This window comes from Parafrankia sp. BMG5.11 (assembly GCF_004337455.1).
In genome coordinates this window covers 49,497-69,869 of the sequence record NZ_SJXI01000092.1, presented here as the reverse complement: position 1 = coordinate 69,869, position 20,373 = coordinate 49,497, and the positions used below count along the sequence as shown (strand labels likewise).

12 protein-coding genes are annotated in these 20,373 nt (G+C 73.7%); 10 read left to right on the top strand and 2 right to left on the bottom strand.

The window, feature by feature from the left end:
• Positions 1-196 precede the first annotated feature (196 nt).
• The 3 genes from E0504_RS43000 to E0504_RS42990 all read left to right on the top strand — a co-directional run bounded on the left by E0504_RS43000 (position 197) and on the right by E0504_RS42990 (position 3,432).
• Complete coding sequence (locus tag E0504_RS43000) at positions 197-649, top strand: helix-turn-helix transcriptional regulator (RefSeq protein ID WP_112108668.1); 453 nt, start codon at positions 197-199, stop codon at positions 647-649.
• Positions 650-688: 39 nt separating this feature from the next.
• Positions 689-1,117 carry a VOC family protein gene (locus E0504_RS42995; RefSeq protein ID WP_112108669.1) on the top strand — a complete coding sequence of 143 codons (429 nt, stop codon included), beginning with the start codon at positions 689-691 and terminating at the stop codon, positions 1,115-1,117.
• A gap of 95 nt (positions 1,118-1,212) precedes the next feature.
• On the top strand, positions 1,213-3,432 hold the full coding sequence (locus tag E0504_RS42990) for a RecQ family ATP-dependent DNA helicase (protein WP_131627269.1): 2,220 nt from the start codon (positions 1,213-1,215) through the stop codon (positions 3,430-3,432).
• Between the two features lie 119 nt (positions 3,433-3,551).
• Here the strand turns inward: E0504_RS42990 and E0504_RS42985 are convergent, their stop codons facing one another.
• Both E0504_RS42985 and E0504_RS42980 read right to left on the bottom strand, forming a co-directional pair.
• Complete coding sequence (locus E0504_RS42985) at positions 3,552-4,943, bottom strand: lysine N(6)-hydroxylase/L-ornithine N(5)-oxygenase family protein (protein WP_112108671.1); 1,392 nt, start codon at positions 4,941-4,943, stop codon at positions 3,552-3,554.
• Positions 4,944-5,664: 721 nt separating this feature from the next.
• Entirely contained in the window at positions 5,665-6,573 is a 909-nt protein-coding gene (locus E0504_RS42980; protein ID WP_131627278.1) for an ABC transporter ATP-binding protein, read from the bottom strand.
• 355 nt (positions 6,574-6,928) lie between these two features.
• Between E0504_RS42980 and E0504_RS42975 the strand changes: the two genes are divergently transcribed.
• From E0504_RS42975 to E0504_RS42945, 7 genes are all read left to right on the top strand, one after another.
• A complete protein-coding gene (locus E0504_RS42975) occupies positions 6,929-8,032 on the top strand; it encodes an iron ABC transporter permease (protein ID WP_255565760.1) in 1,104 nt (367 codons plus the stop codon).
• 43 nt (positions 8,033-8,075) lie between these two features.
• Positions 8,076-9,224 carry a FecCD family ABC transporter permease gene (locus E0504_RS42970; protein ID WP_373693996.1) on the top strand — a complete coding sequence of 383 codons (1,149 nt, stop codon included), beginning with the start codon at positions 8,076-8,078 and terminating at the stop codon, positions 9,222-9,224.
• A 191-nt stretch (positions 9,225-9,415) separates the two neighbouring features.
• Entirely contained in the window at positions 9,416-11,158 is a 1,743-nt protein-coding gene (locus E0504_RS42965) for an ABC transporter ATP-binding protein (RefSeq protein ID WP_131627267.1), read from the top strand.
• Positions 11,151-13,004, top strand: coding sequence for an ABC transporter ATP-binding protein (locus E0504_RS42960; protein ID WP_131627265.1), 1,854 nt, complete (start codon positions 11,151-11,153; stop codon positions 13,002-13,004). Before E0504_RS42965 ends, E0504_RS42960 begins: the two co-directional genes overlap by 8 nt.
• Before the next feature lie 92 nt (positions 13,005-13,096).
• Positions 13,097-13,342 carry an MbtH family protein gene (locus tag E0504_RS42955; RefSeq protein ID WP_020463386.1) on the top strand — a complete coding sequence of 82 codons (246 nt, stop codon included), beginning with the start codon at positions 13,097-13,099 and terminating at the stop codon, positions 13,340-13,342.
• The gene (locus E0504_RS42950) at positions 13,339-18,594 is read left to right on the top strand and encodes a salicylate synthase (protein WP_131627263.1); all 5,256 of its coding nucleotides are present in this window, start codon (positions 13,339-13,341) and stop codon (positions 18,592-18,594) included. The genes E0504_RS42955 and E0504_RS42950 overlap by 4 nt, the downstream gene beginning before the upstream one ends.
• Positions 18,591-20,243: a (2,3-dihydroxybenzoyl)adenylate synthase gene (locus tag E0504_RS42945; RefSeq protein WP_131627261.1), complete on the top strand. Its 1,653-nt coding sequence runs from the start codon at positions 18,591-18,593 to the stop codon at positions 20,241-20,243. Before E0504_RS42950 ends, E0504_RS42945 begins: the two co-directional genes overlap by 4 nt.
• Positions 20,244-20,373 lie beyond the last annotated feature (130 nt).

The following is a 20,373-nucleotide window of genomic DNA, read 5'->3' as shown; positions in this document are numbered from 1 at the left end:
AAGATTCAGGACAGGTACTGAGTGGAACGGGATCACCCCGGACTGGACCATGTCGAGGACGATCCTGGCGCTGGCCACGGGCACGGCGTGCAGCCCGGTGGAGGGGAGGTCAGTGCGAGCTGGCGTCCTGAGCCACAGGCCGCAGCCTCGTCCGCCTACTGTCTGATGAATCGCACGCGACCCTAGTATCGACGGTGTGACCAGGACGGGTGCCCGGCCGGTGGCGGCTGAGCTGCTGCCGCATCTGCGCCGGGTCCGCGATCACATCGATCGGCACTACCGGGAGCCGCTCGACCTCGACGTGCTTGCCCGGGTCGGCCGGATGTCGAAGTTCCACCTGGTCCGAAGCTTCGAGGCGGCCTACGGGGAGACCCCGATCCGGTACGTCACGCGGCGCCGGATCGAGCGTGCGCAGGACCTGCTGCGGCACGCGAACCTCACGGTCACCGAGGTGTGCGTGATGGTGGGCTTCGCCAGCCTCGGGTCCTTCTCCGCCCGGTTCACCCAGCTCGTCGGGGAGAGCCCGACCGCGTACCGGAACCATTGGGCGGCCCGCGGCGGCCCGCACGTGCCGGGGTGCTACCTGTTCATGCGCGGCGCGATGGACCTGCGGTGCACCTCCGACACGACCTTGGACGGCGCAATCTGAGAGAAGCGTTCCCGCGGCCGCGCGGCGTACGGTTCCCGCATGATCACAAACATCTCGCTGGTCACGATCTACTGCCTTGACCAGGACAAGGCCCGTGACTTCTACGTCGACGTGCTCGGTTTCGAGCCGCGTACGGACGTCTCGATGGGCGGCGAGTTCCGCTGGGTCACGATCGGCCATCCCAGCCAGCCCGAGCTGGAGGCGACCCTGATGGTCCCGGGGCCGCCGCTGGACCCGGACGCTGCTGACTTCGTCCGCCGGCAGCTCGGAAAGGGGCAGATGGGCGGGCTCGGGCTGCGGGTCGACGACTGCCGCAAGACCTTCGAGGAGCTGAGCGCGAAGGGCGTCGAGTTCCTGCAGGAGCCCGCCGACCGCCCCTACGGGGTGGAGGCTGTGCTGCGCGACAACTCCGGTAACTGGCTGGTCCTGGTCGAGCCGAAGACCTTCAACCCGGAGGACTTCGCCTGACGGCTCGCGCCCGCTCCGGTGACCGCACCCGCGTCGCGGGCGGTTCCGGCGGCCGCGGGCCAGGAGCTGTCGGTGGGGTCCGGTAGACAGGTGGCATGGCGGATCAGGCGACGGTCAGCGGGACACTGCGCGATCGGGCGGAGGAGCTGCTCCGGGCTCTGGCCGGGCCGGGCGCGGTCCTGCGTGACGACCAGTGGCAGGCGATCGACGCGCTCGTCAGCGGGCGGCGGCGGGTGCTGCTCGTCCAGCGCACGGGCTGGGGGAAGTCCGCGGTGTACTTCCTCGCCACGGCGCTGCTGCGCGGTCTCGGCGACTCGGACCCGGGTGACTCGGACCCAGGTGACTCGGGTTCAAGCGGTCCGAGGCCGGGGGGCGGTCCGGCCGCCCGGGTGGGGCCCACGGTGATCGTCTCCCCGCTGCTGGCGCTGATCCGCAACCAGGCGGCCGCGGCGGCACGGGTGGGCATCCGGGCCGGGGAGATCCATTCGGGGAACCTCACCGAGTGGGACGAGGTCTACGCCGCGCTGCGGGCGGGGGAGCTGGACCTGCTGCTCGTCGGCCCGGAGCGGCTGAACAACCCGACCTTCCGCGACGAGTACCTCCCGGAGCTCGCGGCCACGACGGGGCTGCTCGTCGTCGACGAGGCGCACTGCATCTCCGACTGGGGCCACGACTTCCGTCCGGACTACCGCCGGCTGCGGTCACTGATCGGCGGGCTGCGGCCGGACGTGCCCGTGCTCGCGACGACCGCCACGGCCAACGCGCGGGTGGTCGAGGACGTCAGCGAGCAGCTCGGGGCCGGCTCCACGAGCGCGGAGACCGTGGTCCTGCGGGGGTCTCTCGACCGGGAGAGCCTCCGGCTGGCGGTTGTGTCGCTTCCCGCGGCCGAGCAGCGGTTCGGCTGGCTGGCCGACCATCTCGCCGAGCTACCCGGCTCCGGGATCATCTACACGCTCACCAAGCCGGGCGCGGAGGAGCTGACCGCGTTCCTGCGCGGCCAGGGCCACGAGGTGACGACCTACCACGGCGGCACGGAGCCGGCCGAGCGCATCGCGGCCGAGGAGGACCTGCTCGGCAACCGGGTGAAGGCGCTGGTGGCGACGAGCGCTCTCGGGATGGGCTTCGACAAGCCCGATCTCGGGTTCGTCGTCCACGTCGGTGCGCCGAACTCGCCGATCGCCTACTACCAGCAGATCGGGCGGGCCGGGCGTGCGGTGGAGTCCGCCGAGGTCGTCCTGCTGCCCGCCACCGAGGACCGTGACATCTGGCGGTACTTCGCCGACACGTCGTTCCCCCCGGAGCCGGTCGCCCGGCAGGTGCTGGACGTCCTGGCCCAGGCCGGGCGGACGATGTCGACGCAGGCGCTGCTCGCCGCCGTCGACCTGGGGCACTCCCGGCTCGAGCAGATGCTGAAGGTGCTCGACGCGGACGGCGTCGTCCGGCGGGTCAAGGGCGGCTGGGAGGCGACGGGCGAGCCGTGGGTCTACGACGCCGAGCGCTTCCGCCGCGTCGCCGCCGCGCGGGCCCGCGAGCAGCAGGCGATGCTCGACTACATCGCCACGCCGTCCTGCCGGATGGAGTTCCTGCGCCACGCGCTCGACGATCCGTACGCGGTGTCGTGCGGCCGGTGTGACCGGTGCACCGGCCGGGTGTGGTCCACCGAGGTCTCCTCCCGGTCGCGGGACAGCGCCCGCGAGGAGCTGCGCCGGACGGGCGTGCCCGTCGAGCCGCGCCGGATGTGGCCGACGGGCATGCGCACGCTGGGGGTCGCCGCGTCCGGCCGGATTCCCGCGTCGGTCACCGCCGAGCCCGGCCGCGTGGTCGCACGGCTCAACGACCTGGGCTGGGGCAACCGGCTGCGCCAGCTGCTCGCCCCTCCTCCCGCGGCCCTGGACGGCCCCGTCCCCGACGACCTGTTCGAGGCGGTGGTGCGGACCCTGACCGAGTGGCGGTGGGAGCGGCGCCCGGCGGCGGTGGTGACCGTGGCGTCCAGGACACGCCCGCGCCTGGTGGCGGACCTCGGTGAACGGATCGCGGGGGTCGGGCGGCTGCCGTTGCTGGGGCAGCTCCCTCGCGTGGCCGGCGGGCCCGCGGCCGGCCGGGTGCACAACAGCGCCCACCGCCTCGCCGGCCTGTGGTCGGCCTTCGAGGTGCCACCGCCCCTCGCCGGCCCGCTCGCCGAGCTGACCGGGCCGGTACTGCTCGTCGACGACCTGATCGTCACGGGCTGGACGATGACCGTCGCGGCCAGGGCGCTGCGCCAGGCCGGAGCGCCGGGCGTGCTGCCGTTCGCCCTCGCCGTCGAGACCGGCTGAGCGGGCGCCACCGTGCCGAGATCACAGTGCCGAGACCAGAGCGCCGGGATTACCACGCCGGGATCACCGCGTCGGCTGGCGAGCAGTCTCCTTCCGGGTGGGTCGCGGCGCGGTGCGGATCAGCTCTGCGGCTGGGCGTTCGGCTGTGGGTCGAGGTACCTGGAACCGGAGATCCCCGACGGGACCGTGGCGAGGGGAACCTCGAGCTCCTGGCGGTCGAGGACCGATGTGAGAATCTCGCCGGCCCGGACGGAGATGTTCGACAGCAGGGACGAGGAGATCCCATGGGAGTACTCGCTCGCGCCGGGCACGTAGACGCCGGCGGTGGTCCCCGCGACGGTGTCGACGCTGTAGTCGCGGCCGACCTGAAGCTGGCCGTCCTCGGCGGTGAGGCAGGCCTCCGCCAGCCCGCCGAGCAGGCGCCGCGGATCGCGGGCGTGGTATCCGGTCGCGAGCACGACGGTGTCCGCGTCCACGGTGCGCTTCTCGCCGGTCGGCAGGTACCGGATGTGCACCCGGACGCCGTCCGACAGCTTCTCGAAGGATTCGGCGCGGGAGGCGCGCAGGAAGTGCAGCCGCCGGGGGCCGCGCACCTTCTCCTGATACGCACGGCGGTACAGCTCGTCGATGAGGTCCATGTCCACGGCCGAGTAGTTCGTGCCACGGTGGTAGCCGAGCAGCATGGCGCGGACGCTTTCGGGCGCGTGGTAGAACTCGTCGACGGCGTCCGGGTCGAAGATCTGGTTGACGAAGCCGCTGTTGTCCGCCGGGCTGAAGCCGTAGCGGGAGAACACGGAGAAGACCTCGGCCTGCGGGAAACGGGTGTGCAGGTGCTCGGTCACCTCGGCGGCGCTCTGGCCGGCCCCGACCACGACGAACCGGCCGCGCGGTGTCGAGGGCATCCGCGCGAGGCGGTGCAGCAGCTCGTGGTTGTGCCAGGTCCGGTCGTCGATCTCGACACCGTCGGGCAGTCTCGGCTCCAGCCCTGCTGCGATGACGACGTTGCGGGCGCGGCGTACGACCGTCCGGTCCGGGTCTCCCCGGTGCCGGCTGATCACGTCGACGTAGGCGATCTCGCCCTCGTGGGTCACCGGTCGCAGGTCCACCACCTCGGTGTCGTACTCGACGAGGTCGTCGAGCCGGCCCGCGGCCCATTCCAGGTAGTCGTGGTACTCGGAGCGCAGCGGATACATCGTCTTGTGGTTGATGAAGTCCACCAGGCGGTTCCTGGAATGGAGAAACGAGAGAAAGGTGAAGCTGCTCGACGGATTGCGCAGGGTCACCAGGTCCTTCAGGTAGGACACCTGCATGGTCGCTCCGTCGAGGAGCATCCCCCGGTGCCATCCGAAACGCACCTGGCGTTCAAGGAAGACGGCGCGCAGCGCCGCACCGGCGGAGACACTGCTGTTGTGTTCCTCGACTGCGATCGCCAGAGCGATGTTCGAGGGCCCGAACCCGACTCCGATGATGTCGTGCACACCGAGTTCCGCGGTCGGCGGACGGTCTACCACGGCTGCCCCTCTGGTCGGTCAATAGTAACCGGGCGTGTATTAAAGTTAACCTTACTTATATTCCGGGGTGGCGCGTCGAGCTGTCAAGGAGTTCCCCGAGGTCGGGCGGTTGGCGGCGGCCCCGCGGGGTCGATCACGCCGGATCCATGCGGGTCGCTGAGGTCGTTCTTCGATGCGCCCGGCCCGGTCGTGGGGTGGCTGGGAAGCGGTCGAGGATTCCGGCCTGTCGTGGGGCCGTGAGTCGCCTGACGGATGTGTTCCCGCGGTGATCGTCTCGTGGGCGGTGGATGCCGGGCTTCGCCGTGGATGGGGAGCAAGTTAAGTGAGCCTAACTTAGGTGGGTTGGGGTTGATGGTCAAGTGGATCCGATGCGTCGGTTCTGGCGCCCGCCTGCCCTTGACCCGCAAGTTCGCATCTGATAAGGAAAACCTAACCTAACGACATCGCCTCGGCTGGAGGCCGCGGCCCGGCGGCGGCCGGGGGACGCGTTCCGCTGGTGGCAGGAGGCCAGACCCCGCCAACGGACGGCTCGAAACCCGGTGGCCCGCACGTTCGGCGCGCGGGTGCCCTTGCGGGGCCCACGGCTCGGCACATGGGCGCGGCGCGCGGGATCGGCGGGCAGGCTGGCGCGGACCGTCGAGCGTTCCCGGCGGCGGCCGGCTGGGAGGCGCGGACCGCCGAATGTCCCTGGCGCCGGCCGGCTGGGCGGACATCCGACCGCTCAGCCGGCGCCGACAGTCATCGCCGCGGCATCCGCGGCTTCGGTCGCCTTCGTCGCGTCCGTCGTCTCTGCCTCCGAAGCGGCATCGGAGGCCGTCCCGTCGTGCTCGTTCGCACGCCCGGCGAGCTGCCGGCGCCGGGCGCGGGAGGCGGGCACGACGAGCGGAGTTCCGGTCTCGGGGTCGGGAACCACGCTGCACGGCAGCCCGAAGACCTCCTCGACGAGCTCGGCGGTGACGATCTCGTTCGGGACTCCCTGCTCGACGATCCGCCCGCCCTTCATCGCCACCAGGTGGGTCGCGTACCGGCAGGCGTGGTTGAGGTCGTGCAGGACGGCCACCAGCGTGCGGGCGGAATCCTCGTGCAGGTCGGCGCAGAGATCGAGGATCTCGATCTGGTGGGCCACGTCGAGGAACGTCGTTGGCTCGTCCAGAAGCATGATCGGTGTCTGCTGGGCCAGCGCCATCGCGAGCCAGACCCGCTGGCGCTGCCCACCGGAGAGCTCGTCGACGTACCGGTCGGCGAGGTCGTCGGTCCCGGTTGCGGCCAGTGCCTCGCGCACCGCCACCTCGTCGTCGCGGGACCACTGGCGAAGCATCCGCTGGTGTGGGTACCGCCCCCGCGCGACCAGGTCGGAGACGAAGATGCCGCTCGGCGCGATCGACGTCTGCGGGAGCAGCCCGAGCCGGCGGGCCACCTCCTTGGACGGCAGTGACCGGATCAGTGCCCCGTCGAGGTACACGGCGCCGGTGCGTGGGCGCAGCATGCGGGCCAGCGCGCGCAGCAGCGTCGACTTGCCGCAGGCGTTCGGCCCGACGATCACGGTGAAGGAGTTGTCCGGGATCTGCAGCCCGAGACCGGTGGCGACGACGCGCTGCTCATAGGCCAGCGTGAGGTTCTCGGCGCGCAGCCGGGCCTCCCCGGACCGGCCGGGTCCCCCCGCCTGCCCCGGAGCCGCCGCACCGGCCGGGGTTACCGCGTCGGCTGGGGTCACCGAGCCGGCCGGGGCCGCTACGTCGCCCGCCGCCACGCCCTCGCCCGTCCCGCTGCCTCCGGACTCCCGCGCCGCGCGCGGCGCGGGAGTCCGTGGTTGTCTACGTCCTGTACCCAAAGCGCCGCAACCCCGATTCGATTAAGTTAGCCTCACTTATCGTGTGGGCAGCTCCGTCCCTGGTCAAGGTCGGTCCGAAACGGTCGGGCCCGCGGCCGTCGCTCCTCATGGCAGCGGTTGACTGGGGAAGGTTAGCCTGCCCTAAATAGCCTCCGTGAATCAGGGAGCGGTGGTCCGGGTGGCCGCGGAGCAGACCGTGCTGGTGCCACAGCTGTCGGGGCACGCGGACGGGCGCGCCCGGGAGCCGGCTGACGCGCCGGTCTGGCGCCCGCCGCGTGCGGCCGGACTCGTGCTGGCGTTCGGGCTGCTCGCCGTCGTCGGCATGCTGAGCATCGCCGTCGGCGCGAACCACCTGCCGCTGTCGGACGTCTGGCGCGTGCTGTGGCACGACGACCGGTCGGAGACCGCGGTCATCGTTCACGACCTGCGGGTTCCGCGCACGCTGGTCGGCCTGGTCGCCGGGGTGGGGCTGGGGGTCGGCGGCGCGCTGGCGCAGGCGCTGACGCGCAACGCGCTGGCCGACCCGGGCATCCTCGGCGTCAATCTCGGCGCTTCGGCCGCGGTCGTCGCGGCGGTGTCCTTTCTCGGCGTGACCACCCCCGCCGGCTACGTCTGGTTCGCGATGGCGGGTGCCGCCGTCGCGGCGAGCGCGGTCTACGTCCTGGGCGCCACCGGACGGGCGGCCGTCGCGCCCGAGCGGCTCGTCGTGGCCGGGGCCGCGTTCAGTGCGGTGCTCGGCGCGTTCACCTACGGAGTCGCCTTCCTGGATCACCAGACGTTCGACCGGCTGCGCTTCTGGGACGTCGGATCCCTGGCCGGCGCTGGATCGTCCCAGCTCGGCGCGCTCGCGCCGTTCGCCGGCGTGGGGCTGGCCGTCGCCTTCGCGATCGCCGGCCCGCTCAACGCGATGGCGCTGGGCGATGACGCCGGGCACGGGCTCGGTGTCGGCCTGGTGCGCACGCGGGCGCTGGGCGTGCTCGCGATCGCCCTGCTCTGCGGCACCGCGACGGCCGCGGCCGGCCCCATCACCTTCGTGGGGCTGGCTGTGCCGCACGTCGCCCGCACGATCTGCGGGCCGGACCAGCGGTGGGTGATCGCCTATTCCGCGGTCCTCGCGCCGGTGTTGCTCCTGGCCGCCGACGTCCTCGGGCGGGTGGTCATCGCTCCCGCCGAGCTCGAGGTGGGTGTGGTCACCGCCTTCGTGGGCGCGCCGGTCTTCATCGTGCTGTGCCGTCGAGCACGGTTGGGCCGGTTGTGAGCGGACCGGACACCGATGCGATGACGATGACAGTGCGATGGCGATGACAACGACGGACGGGCAGGAGGCGGCGAGGGTGGCTTCGGTGGCGGGCCTGCCGGCGGGCGGCACGGCACGGGTCGGCCCGGCGGCGGTCGGCGCGGCGGCGGGCGGCCTGGCGCCGCGCGGATGGGTCCTGCGGGACCGTGCCGACCGGCTGTCCCTGCGGGTGGACGGCCGTTCGGTCGCCGTCTGCGGCGCGCTGCTCGCCGTCCTCGCCGCGGTCTGCGTCGCGACGATGATCACGGGGGAGTACGCCGTCTCGCCCCGCGAGGTGTTCGACAGCCTGCGCGGCCAGGGCAGCGCCGGGACGGACTTCGTCGTCGTCACGCTGCGGCTGCCGCGGCTGCTGACCGGCCTGATGGTCGGCGCCGCCCTGGCCGTCAGCGGGGCGATCTTTCAGACAATGACCGCGAACCCGCTCGGCAGCCCCGACATCATCGGGTTCACGGCCGGCTCGGCGACCGGAGCGGTCGTCGTCATCCTGGTGCTGCACGGCACCGTCTACGAGACCTCGCTCGGTGCCGTCGCCGGCGGTGTCGTGACGGCGGTGGCGATCTACCTGCTCTCGTTCCGGCGCGGGGTGGCCGGGCCGCGGCTCATCCTGGTCGGGATCGGGGCCGCCGCGATGCTGACGGCGCTGAACTCCTACCTGATCACCAGGGCCACCCTCGGGGACGCGATCACGGCGCAGACCTGGCTGCTGGGCAGCCTGAACCGCCGCGGCTGGGAAGAGGTCCGCCCGCTCGCCGTCGCGGTGGCCGTCCTGCTGCCCGCCGCAGCCTGCTACGGACGGCGCATGTCGATGCTGACGATGGGCGGCGACACCGCGAAGGCGCTCGGCGTGCCGGTCGAGCGCAGCCGTCTCGCGCTGCTCGCGGTGGGCGCGGCCCTCGCCTCCTGCGCGACGGCCGCGGCCGGCCCGATCGGCTTCGTTGCGCTGGCGGCGCCGCAGCTGGCCCGGCACCTGGCCAGGTCGCCGGGCGCCGCGCTGCTGCCGACGGCGTTGCTCGGCGCGCTGCTCGTCGCGTCGAGCGACCTCGCCGCCCAGCGGGCGTTTGCGCCCACCCAGCTCCCGGTCGGCGTGGCCACCAACGCGGTCGGCGGGATCTACCTCGTCTGGCTGCTCTCCCGGCAGCGGCGGGGGCTCTGAGCACGCCGTCATGCCGGCCCATCGGTTGACGCTGACCTGCGACTTAATTAACCTTTACCTAAGTTGTGTCGCTGGTGTGGTCTGTCGCCGACTCTGCGAACTCTCGTCTCTTCTTGGCCCGCGCACCGGGACGCGTCACCACGGCGCCACTCGCGTGCCCTGGCCCAGCACCCACCCTGGAGCGGTCCTGGATGGCCATGTCGGCAGGCAACACCGTGTTGTGGGCGCAGCTCCGCTCGATGCCCGGACTGCTCTCGCTGAGCGCGCTGGCAACCTTCACGCAGCAGGTGGCGATGCTGGCGCTGCCCTGGTGCGTCCAGCACGCCCTCGACGACGGCATCACCCCGCTGGACGTCGCGGCCACGGTGCGGTGGTCACTCATCACCGCGCTGGTCTCGATCGCCTTCCTGCTCGGCGGGGCGGGCGGGCAGTGGTGGTCGGGCGTCACGGCGAACCGGATCGCGCACTCGCTGCGCGAAGCGCTGGTGGGCAAGGTGGTGACGCTGGACCGGCCGGCCCTGACCCGCTTCGGCCGCGGTGACCTGGCGATGCGCGTCACCCGGGACGTCGACCTCATCCGGCTGTGGGTGCAGAACCTCGGGCTGTGGGTGCGGGTCGTGGTGACCGTGGTCGTGGTCCTCCCGGCGACCGGGCTGCTCGACCCGATGCTGCTCGTCATCGTGATAGTCACGTTTCCGCTGGTCGGCCTCGCGAACGCGTTCTTCCCCGGCCGCTACGACGCGGCGAACGAGGCGCTGTCCGAGGCGCACGGCGCCCGCGCGGACGCGGTGGAGGATCTGCTGGCGGCCAGCGCCGCGGTGCGCGGGCTGGGCGGCGAGCGGGTGCTCGTCCGCCGCCACCACGACCTGTCCGGCGCGGTCACCTCCACGGCCCTGCGGGTCGCCGGGGTCTCCGCCTGGTGGTCGTCCGTCCCGGCGGCCCTGCCACGGCTGGCGATCGCGGCCGGCCTGGGCATCGGCGGCGCCGCGGCGATCAACGGCGACATCACCGTCGGCGGCCTGGTGGCCTTCACGTCCTGGATGGCCACGCTGGCGCTGGCGATCGCCGTCCTGGTGGATCTGCTGACCGGGCGTGGCCAGGCACGCGTCGCCGCGGGCCGGATCGCCGAGGTGCTCGACCTCCCGGGGACGGCCGCCGACGACCGCGACGCGGTGCCGCTGCCGGCCGGCGGCGTGCTGCACGCCGCCGGCGTGGTGGTCCGCCGGGACGGGCGCACCGTCCTCGGGCCGGCCGAGCTGTGGGCGGCTCCGGGCGAGCTCGTCGCCGTGACCGGGCCGACCGGTTCGGGCAAGTCCACCCTGGCCCACCTGCTGTGCCGGCTCGAGGACCCGGACTCCGGGACGGTGACGTTCGGCGGCGTGGATCTGCGCGCCGCGGCCCGGACGGAGGTGCTGGCCAGGATCGGGCTCGTCCCGCAGCGCCCGCTCGTGCTCTCCGGGACCGTCGCGGACAACCTGCGCCTGGGCCGCGAGCTGGAGCTGGCCGAGCTGCGCGCGGCCTGCCACGCCGCCGCGCTGGACGAGTTCGTGATGAGCCTGCCCGACCAGTACGACACCGTGCTCGGTGAGCGCGGCGGCACGCTCTCCGGCGGGCAGGGACAGCGGCTGGCACTGGCCCGCGGCCTGCTCGGCCGCCCGGCGGTCCTCATGCTCGACGACGTCACATCGGCGCTCGACGCGGAGACCGAGGCGGCGGTCCTCGAGCGGCTGCGGGCCTGGAACCCGGCCGCCGCGATCGTGATGATCTCGCACCGGCCCGCGGTGCTGGCCGCCGCCGACCGGACGGTCACGCTGCACCCGCCGGACCGGGGCGCCGCCGGCGGGCCGCCCGGCGGCGGCGCCGTGCTTCCAGACGACGACAGCTCCCTGCCCGGTGACGGTGCCGCGCTGCCCGCCGGAGGTAACCGTGGCTGAGGTGCGTCTTCTCGCCGACGAGCCGGACGTCCGCCGCGCGGCGCGCGGCGCGCTGCGCCACCTGCGCCCGCACCGGCGGATCCTGGTGCTGGCGATCATGGGCACGATCGCCAGCACCGCCTCCCTCGTCGCGATCGCGCCGGTCGTCGGCCGCGGCGTCGACGCGGTGCTCGCGCACGACCGCACGGCGCTGTGGGTGTTGGTCACCCTGCTCGTCGTGGTCGTGCTCGCCCGCCTGCTCCTGCTGCGGTGGTCGGAGGTGGTGCTCGCCCGCGCGGGCGAACGGATCGTGCACGACCTGCGCGATCTCGTGGTGGAGCGGCTGGCGAGCGCCCCGCTGCGGTTCGTGGAGGCGCATCGGACCGGTGACCTGCTCCGCCGGGCCACCGGCGAGATCGCCGACCTGTCGCTGTTCATCCGGGAGCAGTTGCCCAACCTGCTCGGTCTCGCACTCACCGTCGTGCTGACGACGGCCGTCCTGATCGTGTACTCGCCGTTGCTGTCCCTGGTGCTCGTGCTGCTGTTCCTCCCCGCCGCGGTGGGGGTCATCCGGTGGTTCAACGCCTCGGCCAAGGTGGTCTTCGGGCGGCAGGCCGCGGCCGACGCCGCGATGACCGCGACCTTCACCGAGACCCTGGCGGCCGGTGAGGCTCTGGTGGTGGCCGGACGGCCGGGCGAATGGGTGAACCGGTTCCGCCGCGACAACGACGAGCTGCTGCGGGCGTCGAACGCGACGATCGGTGCCCAGAACCGGCTCGAGCTGTTCAACCTCCTCGAAGGGCTGGCGACCGCGGTCCTGCTGCTGCTGAGCGTGTGGCTGGCCCGGGCCGGCCACCTCGGGGTCGGCACGGTCGTGGTGTTCGTGCTCGCGACCCGCAACCTGTTCGACGGAATGATGGGGCTCTCCCGGCTGGTCGGCGAGCTGCAGACCGCCAAGGTGGGCCTGGCCCGGCTGGCCGACCTGCTGGGCGCGACCGAAGCGGCCCAGACAGCCGAAGCCGCGGAGACGGCCGAAGCGGCGCGCACGGCCGAAGCGGCGCACGCAGCGGAAGCGGCGGGAACGGCGGGGACCGCGCGGGCGGTGCTGCCGCCGCGGGGCGAGCTCGTCGCGAACGGCGTGCGCTTCGGATACGCGGAGGGCGACGACGTGCTGCGCGGCGTCTCGGTGCGGTTCCCGGCTGGTGACCGCGCCGGCCTGGTGGGCAGCACCGGCTCCGGGAAGACGACGCTCGCGAAGCTGCTGTGCGGCCTCTACCAGCCGGACGCCGGCCTGGTGACGTTCGGCGGGGTCGACCTGCGGACGGTCCCGGCGGCCGAGATCCGCCGGCGGATCGTCCTCGTCCCCCAGCAGGTCCACATCATCACCGGAACGCTGGCGGAGAACCTGGCGCTGGCCCCGGGCGAGCCGGACCGGGCGGCGATGGAGCGGGCGGTGGAGGCCCTCGGCCTCACCGAGTGGGTGGCCGGGCTGTCCGGCGGGCTGGACGCCTCCGTCGGCTCGCGCGGGGAGCTGCTGTCCGCCGGTGAGCGGCAGCTCGTCGGCCTGGTGCGGGCCGCTCTGGTCGACCCGCCGGTGCTGCTGCTCGACGAGGCCACCGCCGATCTGGATCCCGCCGTCGCACGGCGGCTCGAGACCGCGGTGGAGCGCATCCGCCCCGGACGGACGCTGATCGTCATCGCGCACCGGCAGTCCACCATCGACCGGCTGCCGCGGCGGGTGCGCCTTGCGTCCGGGCTGATTGTCGCCGGCGATGTGGCCTGTGTTGTGTCCGGCGTGGTTGACGAGCCAGGTTTCTCTGTACCCGGTCAGCCACAGAACGGGCACGTCACAACCGATCGGTCGTAACGGCTGACAAAGCGACAGGAGTTAGGCTAGCCTTACTTAACCGCCGCTTAGGTGGGCCTTACCTGTAGGCGCGACCCGAGGAGACGGCAGTCATGTCGACGAATCCCTTCGACGACGAGAACGGCACCTTTTTCGTCCTGGTGAACTCGGAGGGTCAGCACTCGCTGTGGCCGAGTTTCGCCGCGGTGCCGGCGGGCTGGACCGTCGTCCACGGCGAGGAGACCCGTCAGTCGTGCCTCGACTACGTCGAGGCCAACTGGACCGATCTGCGTCCCCGCAGCCTGGTTGAGCAGATGGAGAAGGACGCGGCCGGCTCCGACGTCTCCGCGTCGCGGTGAGAGCGCAAGGGAGTTACCGCAGCAGGTCGGTCCCGCTCGACCAGTCGCCGCAGGCCGCCGCCGCGGGTCTCGCGCGCGGGCTGGCCGCGCCGTTCGTGCTCTACGAGCGCGACGGAGAGTGGTCCTGCGGCTCGGGGGTGCTCGCCGAGGTCGTGCTGAGCGCCACCGAGGTGAGGCACCGGACGGGCAGCGGCGACTGGCGGTCCGAGCCGACCGGAGCCACCCCGCTGCGCCAGGTCGCGGACGTCCTCGGCGGCCTCGAGGCGACCGGGTGGCGGGCCTACGGCTGGGCGGCGTTCGAGCTCAGCCTGCTCCTGCAGGGCCAGCCGGTGCCGGCCGGCGACGATCCGCTGCTGCACGTGATCGTGCCACGGCGGGAGGTGCGGCTGATCGACGGGGTCGCCGTCCTGCGCGCCGTCGACACCGCCGATCTGGCGGAGCTGGCCGAGCTGCTCGCCGCCGTGCCGAGCGGCCCGCCGGCGGCCAGCGCCCCGCGCGCCGTCGTCGACCTCGAGCACGGGGTCGACGAGTACCGCCGGATCGTCGCGGCGGCCGTCGCCGACATCCGCGCCGAACGGCTGCGCAAGGTGATCCTCTCCCGCGTCGTGCCCGTGGCGGGCGACGTCGACCTGGTGGCCACCTACGAGGTCGGCCGGGCCGGGAACAACCCGGCGCGGTCGTTCATCGTGGACACGGGCCACCTGCGGGCCACCGGGTTCAGCCCGGAGACCATCGTCGAGGTGTCCGCGGACGGCCTGGTGTCGACCCAGCCGCTGGCCGGCACCCGGGCGCTGACCGGCGATCCCGCCGTCGACCGCGATCTGCGCGAGGTGCTGCTCTCCGATCCCAAGGAGATCTACGAGCACGCTGTCTCCGTACAGGCCTGCCAGGACGAGCTGCTCCAGGTCTGCCGGCCCGGGTCGGTGGTCGTGGACCAGTTCATGAACGTGCTGCCCCGCGGCAGCGTCCAGCACCTTGCCTCGCGGGTGGCCGGCCGGCTCGCCGCCGGCCGCGACGCCTGGGACGCACTGGGCGCGGTCTTCCCCTCCATCACCGCCTCCGGCGTGCCCAAGCCGGTCGCGTGCGCGGTGATCGGCGACTACGAGGGGGAGCTCCGCGGCCTGTACAGCGGCGCGGTGCTGATCGCTGACTCCGACGGCGGGCTCGACGCGGCGCTGGTGCTGCGCACGGTGTTCCAGCAGGACGGCCGGACCTGGCTGCGCGCCGGGGCCGGCATCGTCGGCCACTCCGACCCCGACCGAGAGGCGGAGGAGACCCGGGAGAAGCTGCGCAGCGTCAGCCGTTTCCTGGTCGCGGCGCCCGCCGCGCCGGCCGCCCCGGCTGTTCCCGCCGCGCGGGCGGGCACCCCCGGGTACCAGCTCGAGGATGTCCGCCGCATCGTGGCCGAGCTGATCGACGAGGATCCGTCGGCGATCGGCAACGAGGCGAACCTGTTCGAGCTGGGCCTGGAGTCCATCGCCCTGATGAAGGCCGTCGGCCGCTGGCGCCGGGCCGGGACGGCGGTCTCGTTCGCCGAGCTCGCGGAGAATCCGACCGTCGACGGCTGGTGCAAGCTCCTGTCGATGCGGGCGCCCGCCGAGCCCGCCGGCGTGGGTGACGCCGCGGCGTCCGGCGGCGCGCTGGGCCTCGCGGGACGCGACGGCGGCCAGCGGGCCGGCGGCCAGCCGGGAGACGGCGCCGATCCGGCGCCCGGTACAGCCGCGGCGCCGGCGGGCGCCGAGGCGTCAGAGGCGGCCGAGTCGTCCGGGGCATTCGGGGCATCCGCCGGGTCCGGGCTGGACCTGGCCTCGGAGCCGTCCGACGACCTGTCGATCTCCACCGCCGACGACGGCGCGGAGGCCGGTGAGTTCCCGCTCGCGCTCATGCAGCATGCCTACTGGGTCGGCCGGGACGGCGGGCAGCCGCTCGGCGAGGTCGCGGCGCACCTATACACCGAGTTCGACGGCGCGGGAGTCGACGTCGACCGGCTGCGCACGGCGATCGAGGCGCTCGTCGTGCGGCACGACATGCTGCGCGTGCGGATCACGGACAACGGGAGCCAGGTCGTCGAGGCGACCTCGGGCTGGCGCGGTCTCACCGTGCACGACCTGCGCGAGCTCGGCCAGGCCGAGACCCAGGCCCGGCTCGCCGCGGTGCGGGACCGGATGTCGCACCAGATGCTGGACATCGAGCACGGCGAGGTGTTCGCCACCGCGCTGAGCCTGCTGCCGGAGGGCCGGACCAGGCTCCACCTGGACGTCGACATGGTCGCGGCGGACGCCGTCAGCTACCGGGTGCTGCTCAACGACCTCGCGCGGTTCTACGACCGTCCCGGCGAGGCGCACCCGCCGCTGGGCTACACCTTCCGCGAGTACCGCGCCGCGCGGGGCCCGGCCAGGCGCGCGGCGGCACGCGCGGCCGCCGAGTGGTGGCAGGGCCGGCTGCCGGGCCTGCCCGGCGCGCCCGGCCTGCCCCGCCTGGCCTCGCCCGACGACGCGGGCACCGCCGGGAGCACCGGCGCCACGAGCGCCACGAGCGCCACGAGCGCGGCGGGCGCTACCGGCTCCACCGGCGAGCCGCCGCGAGTGACGCGGCGTCACTTCGTCCTCGGTCCGTCGGCGCGCCAGGCGTTGCAGCGCGCCGCCCACAGCCGGGGCGTCACCCCGGCGATGGCGGTGGCGACCGCGTTCGCCGAGGTGCTCGCCGGGTGGAGCACCGAGTCCCGGTTCGTCCTCAACGTGCCGATGTTCGACCGCGACCAGGTGCACACGGACGTCAACCAGGTGGTCGGGGACTTCACGAGCTCGGTGCTGCTCGAGGTCGACCTGGCCGAGCCGCAGCCGTTCGCGACCCGGGTGCGCCAGGTCCAGGCCCGGCTGCACGCCGACGCGGCGCACGCGGACTACTCCGGTGTGGAGGTGCTGCGCGACCTGACCCGCCGCACCGGCGAGCAGGTGCTGGCGCCCGTGGTGTTCACCAGCGCGCTCGGGCTCGGAGAGCTGTTCGGCCCCGGGGTCCGCCAGCACTTCGGCGACCCGGTGTGGATCATCTCGCAGGGCCCCCAGGTGCTCCTGGACGCGCAGGTCACCGAGCTGGACGGCGGCCTGCTCGTCAACTGGGACGTCCGCGACGGCGAGTTCGCCCCGGGCGTGGTCGACGCGATGTTCGGCGCCTTCGAACGGCTGGTGCGCGGCCTCGCCGACACCGCGGGCACCTGGGACACGGCGGTCGACGGCCTGGTGCCGGAACCGGCCCGTGCCATCCGCGCCGCGGCCAACGACACCGCCGGGCCGGTGCCGACCCGGCTGCTGCACGAGGGGTTCTTCGAGAACGCCGTGCTGGCCCCCGACGCCCCCGCGCTGCTGTGGGACACCGCCGGCGGCCCGGGCTCGCTGGCCTACGGCGAGCTGCGGCGCCGGGCACTGGGGCTGGCCGGCGCGCTGGCCGGCCACGGCGTGCGCCGCGGTGACCTGGTCGGAGTCAGCCTGCCCAAGGGGCCGTCCCAGGTGGTCGCCGTCCTCGGCGTCCTGGCGGCGGGCGCGACGTACGTGCCGGTCGGCATCGAGCAACCCGCCGCCCGGGTGGAGCGGATCGCGGCCGCCGCCGGGTTCGGGGTGCTCATTACCGAGTCGCCCCGGGACGGCGTGCCCGCCGGGGTCGTCCAGCTGGCGCCGGACCAGCCCGCCGAGCCGGCGCCGGTACCGGATCTAGCCGCGCCCGGCGGGCTCGGAGGGCTGGACCGGCCGGCCTACGTGCTCTTCACCTCCGGATCGACCGGTCAGCCCAAGGGCGTGGAGGTCGGGCACCGGGCGGCGATGAACACGATCGCCGACCTGATCGAACGACTGGGCCTGGGCACCGACGACCGGACGCTCGCCGTGTCGGCGCTGGACTTCGACCTCTCGGTGTTCGACATCTTCGCCCCGCTGTCGGCCGGCGGCGCCGTGGTGCTCGTCGACGAGGACTCCCGCCGGGAGGCCAGCCGGTGGGCGGAGCTGATCCGCGACCACCGCGTGACCGTCCTCAACTGCGTCCCCACGGTGCTGGACCTCGTCCTCTCCGCCGGGGTGGCGCTCGGGGACAGTCTGCGGGCGGTCCTGCTCGGCGGCGACAAGGTGGGCGTGGACCTGCCGGGCCGGCTCGCCGCGGCGGTGCCGGGCTGCCGGTTCCTGGGCCTGGGCGGCACGACTGAGACGGCCATCCATTCGACGATCTGCGAGGTGGAGGGGACGTCCCCGCTGCCGCCGCAGTGGCGCTCGGTCCCCTACGGGACGCCGCTGCGCAACGTCCGGCTGCGGGTGGTCGACCCGCTCGGCCGCGACTGCCCCGACCACGTGGCCGGGGAGCTCTGGATCGGCGGTGACGGCGTCGCCCGCGGCTACCTGGGCGATCCCGAGCGCACCGCGGACCGCTTCGTCGAGCACACCGGAACCCGGTGGTACCGGACGGGTGACATCGCCCGGTACCTGCCGGACGGCACGGTGGACTTCCTCGGCCGGCGCGACGACCAGGTGAAGATCCGCGGCTTCCGGGTCGAGCTGGGCGAGGTGGAGGCAGCCTTGACCGCGCTGCCGGAGGTCCGGGTGGGGGTGGCGGTGCTCGTGCGCGGCGCGTCCGGGCATCCCGCGGTGCTCGGCGCCGGCGTCGTGCCGGCCACCCCCGCCACGGGCGAGGCCGACGGCGGCGGGGGCGGCGGCGAGAGCTCCGGCGACGGCGCGGGCATCGCCGGCGCCGTGCGCGAGGGGCTGCGCCGCGCGCTGCCGCCGCACATGGTCCCGGACCTGGTGGTCGCGCTCGACAGCCTGCCGCTCACCGCCAACGGGAAGATCGACCGCCGGACGGTGACGGCTGCCGTCGAACAGGCGGTGGCCGGCCGGGCGACCGACCACGCACCGCCGCGCACCGACCTGGAGCGGGTCGTGCACAACGTCTGGCACGAGGTGCTCGGGGTGGCCGAGTTCGGGATCACCGACGAGTTCTTCGCGCTGGGTGGTGACTCCGTCCTCGCCACCGCGCTCGTCACGCGGCTGCGCGACGAGCTGGACACCACCGCCGTCACAGTGCGCTCGGTGTTCGGGGCGCCGACCGTCGCCGCGCTCGCCGAGCGGATCCGCGCCGCCGACACCGTCCCCGGCCGGGCGGAACGGGTCGCCACGATCGCGCTGGAGATCGCGGCGATGTCGGACGACGAGGTCGCGGCCGAGCTGGTCGACCCGGACACGCTCCCCGCCGACTCCGGCGGTGCGTCGTGACCGCCCCGGCGCCGGTGGACGAGGGCTGGACGCGCTGGCCGGCGGAGCTCGAGCGGCGCTACCTGGACGGGGGGTACTGGGGCGACCAGGCCCTGGGTGACCTGCTGCGGGAGTGGGCGCGCCGCTTCGGGCCGGCGACGGCGCTCGTCTCGGGACCCGACCGGATCAGCTACGCCGAGCTGGACGCGGCCGTGGACGATCTCGCTGCCGGGCTGGCCACCATCGGCATCGGTCCCGGTGACCACGTGGTGGTGCACCTGCCCAACCGCGCCGAGTTCGTGACCGTGCTGTTCGCGCTGCTGCGCCGGGGCGCGATCGGCGTCCTCTCGCTGCCCGCCCACCGCAGGGTCGAGATCGAGCACCTCACGCGGCTCTCCGGCGCGGTCGGCTATGTGATCGCCGACCGGCACGAGGGCTTCGACTACCGGAAGCTGGCCCGGGAGGTCACCGAGGCGGTTCCCGCCGTGCGCCACGTCCTGGTGGCCGGTGAGCCCGGGCCGTTCACCGCGCTGTCGGCGCTCGCCACGGCCGGGCGCGCCGCCCGGCTCGGCGGCGGGGCGGGCCCGGATCTCGGCGCCGAGCGACCGGATCCGGGCGGTATCGCGGTGCTGCTGATCTCCGGCGGCACCACCGGCAAGCCGAAGCTGATCCCGCGCACCCATCGCGACTACGCCTACAACGCCCGCGCCAGCGCGGACGTCTGCGGGCTGACGGCGGACGACGTGTACCTCGTCGCGCTGCCCGCCGCCCACAACTTCCCGCTGGCCTGCCCGGGGCTGCTCGGCGCGTTCGGCGTCGGGGCGACGGTCGTGATGGCTCCCTCCCCGAGTCCGGACGTCGCCTTCGACCTGGTCGCCCGCGAGCGGGTCACCGTCACCGCGCTCGTCCCCCCGCTGGCCCGGCTGTGGGTCGAGGCGGCCGGGTGGGAGGGGCCGGACACGACGAGCCTGCGGCTGGTCCAGGTGGGCGGCGCCAAGCTCGACGAGGGCCTGGCGCGGCGGATCACGCCGACCCTCGGGGCGAAGGTCCAGCAGGTCTTCGGCATGGCCGAGGGCCTGCTGAACTACACCCGCCTCGACGACCCGGACGAGCTCGTGTTCACCACACAGGGCCGGCCGCTGGCCGCGGCCGACGAGGTCCGGGTGCTCGACGGGTCCGGTGCCGGGGTGGTCCCGGGCGAGGTGGGCGAGCTGTGGACCCGCGGGCCGTACACGATCCGCGGGTACTACCGGGCCGCCGAGCACAACTCTGCCGTCTTCGACGGCGACGGGTACTTCCGCACCGGCGACCTCGTCCGCCAGCTCCCGACCGGCCACCTCGTGGTCGAGGGCCGGGTCAAGGACGTGATCAACCGGGGTGGCGAGAACGTGTCCGCGGGTGAGCTGGAGGAGCACCTGCTGACCCATCCGGCGATCGGGCAGGTGGCGGTCGTCGGCATGCCGGACCCGGACGTGGGCGAGAGCGTCTGCGCGGTGGTGGTCCTCGCGCCGGGCGAGGCCCTCCGGCTCAAGCAGGTCAAGAGCTACCTGCAGGAGCGCGGCCTGGCCCGGTTCATGCTCCCCGACCGGCTCGAGGTCGTCGGCGAGTTCCCGCTCACCGCCGTCGGAAAGATCGACAAGCGGGAGCTGCGGAGCTGGCTGGACCCCTGAGCCTTCCGCTCTGACATCGACGGCGCTCGCCCCTGCCTCCCGGCGGGCGCCGTCGGAACATCGCCGACCATCGCATTTTTCTACCCGTCTCCCGCGCCGCCGCCGTCGTGCCTCGGCGTTGTCCGGGCGG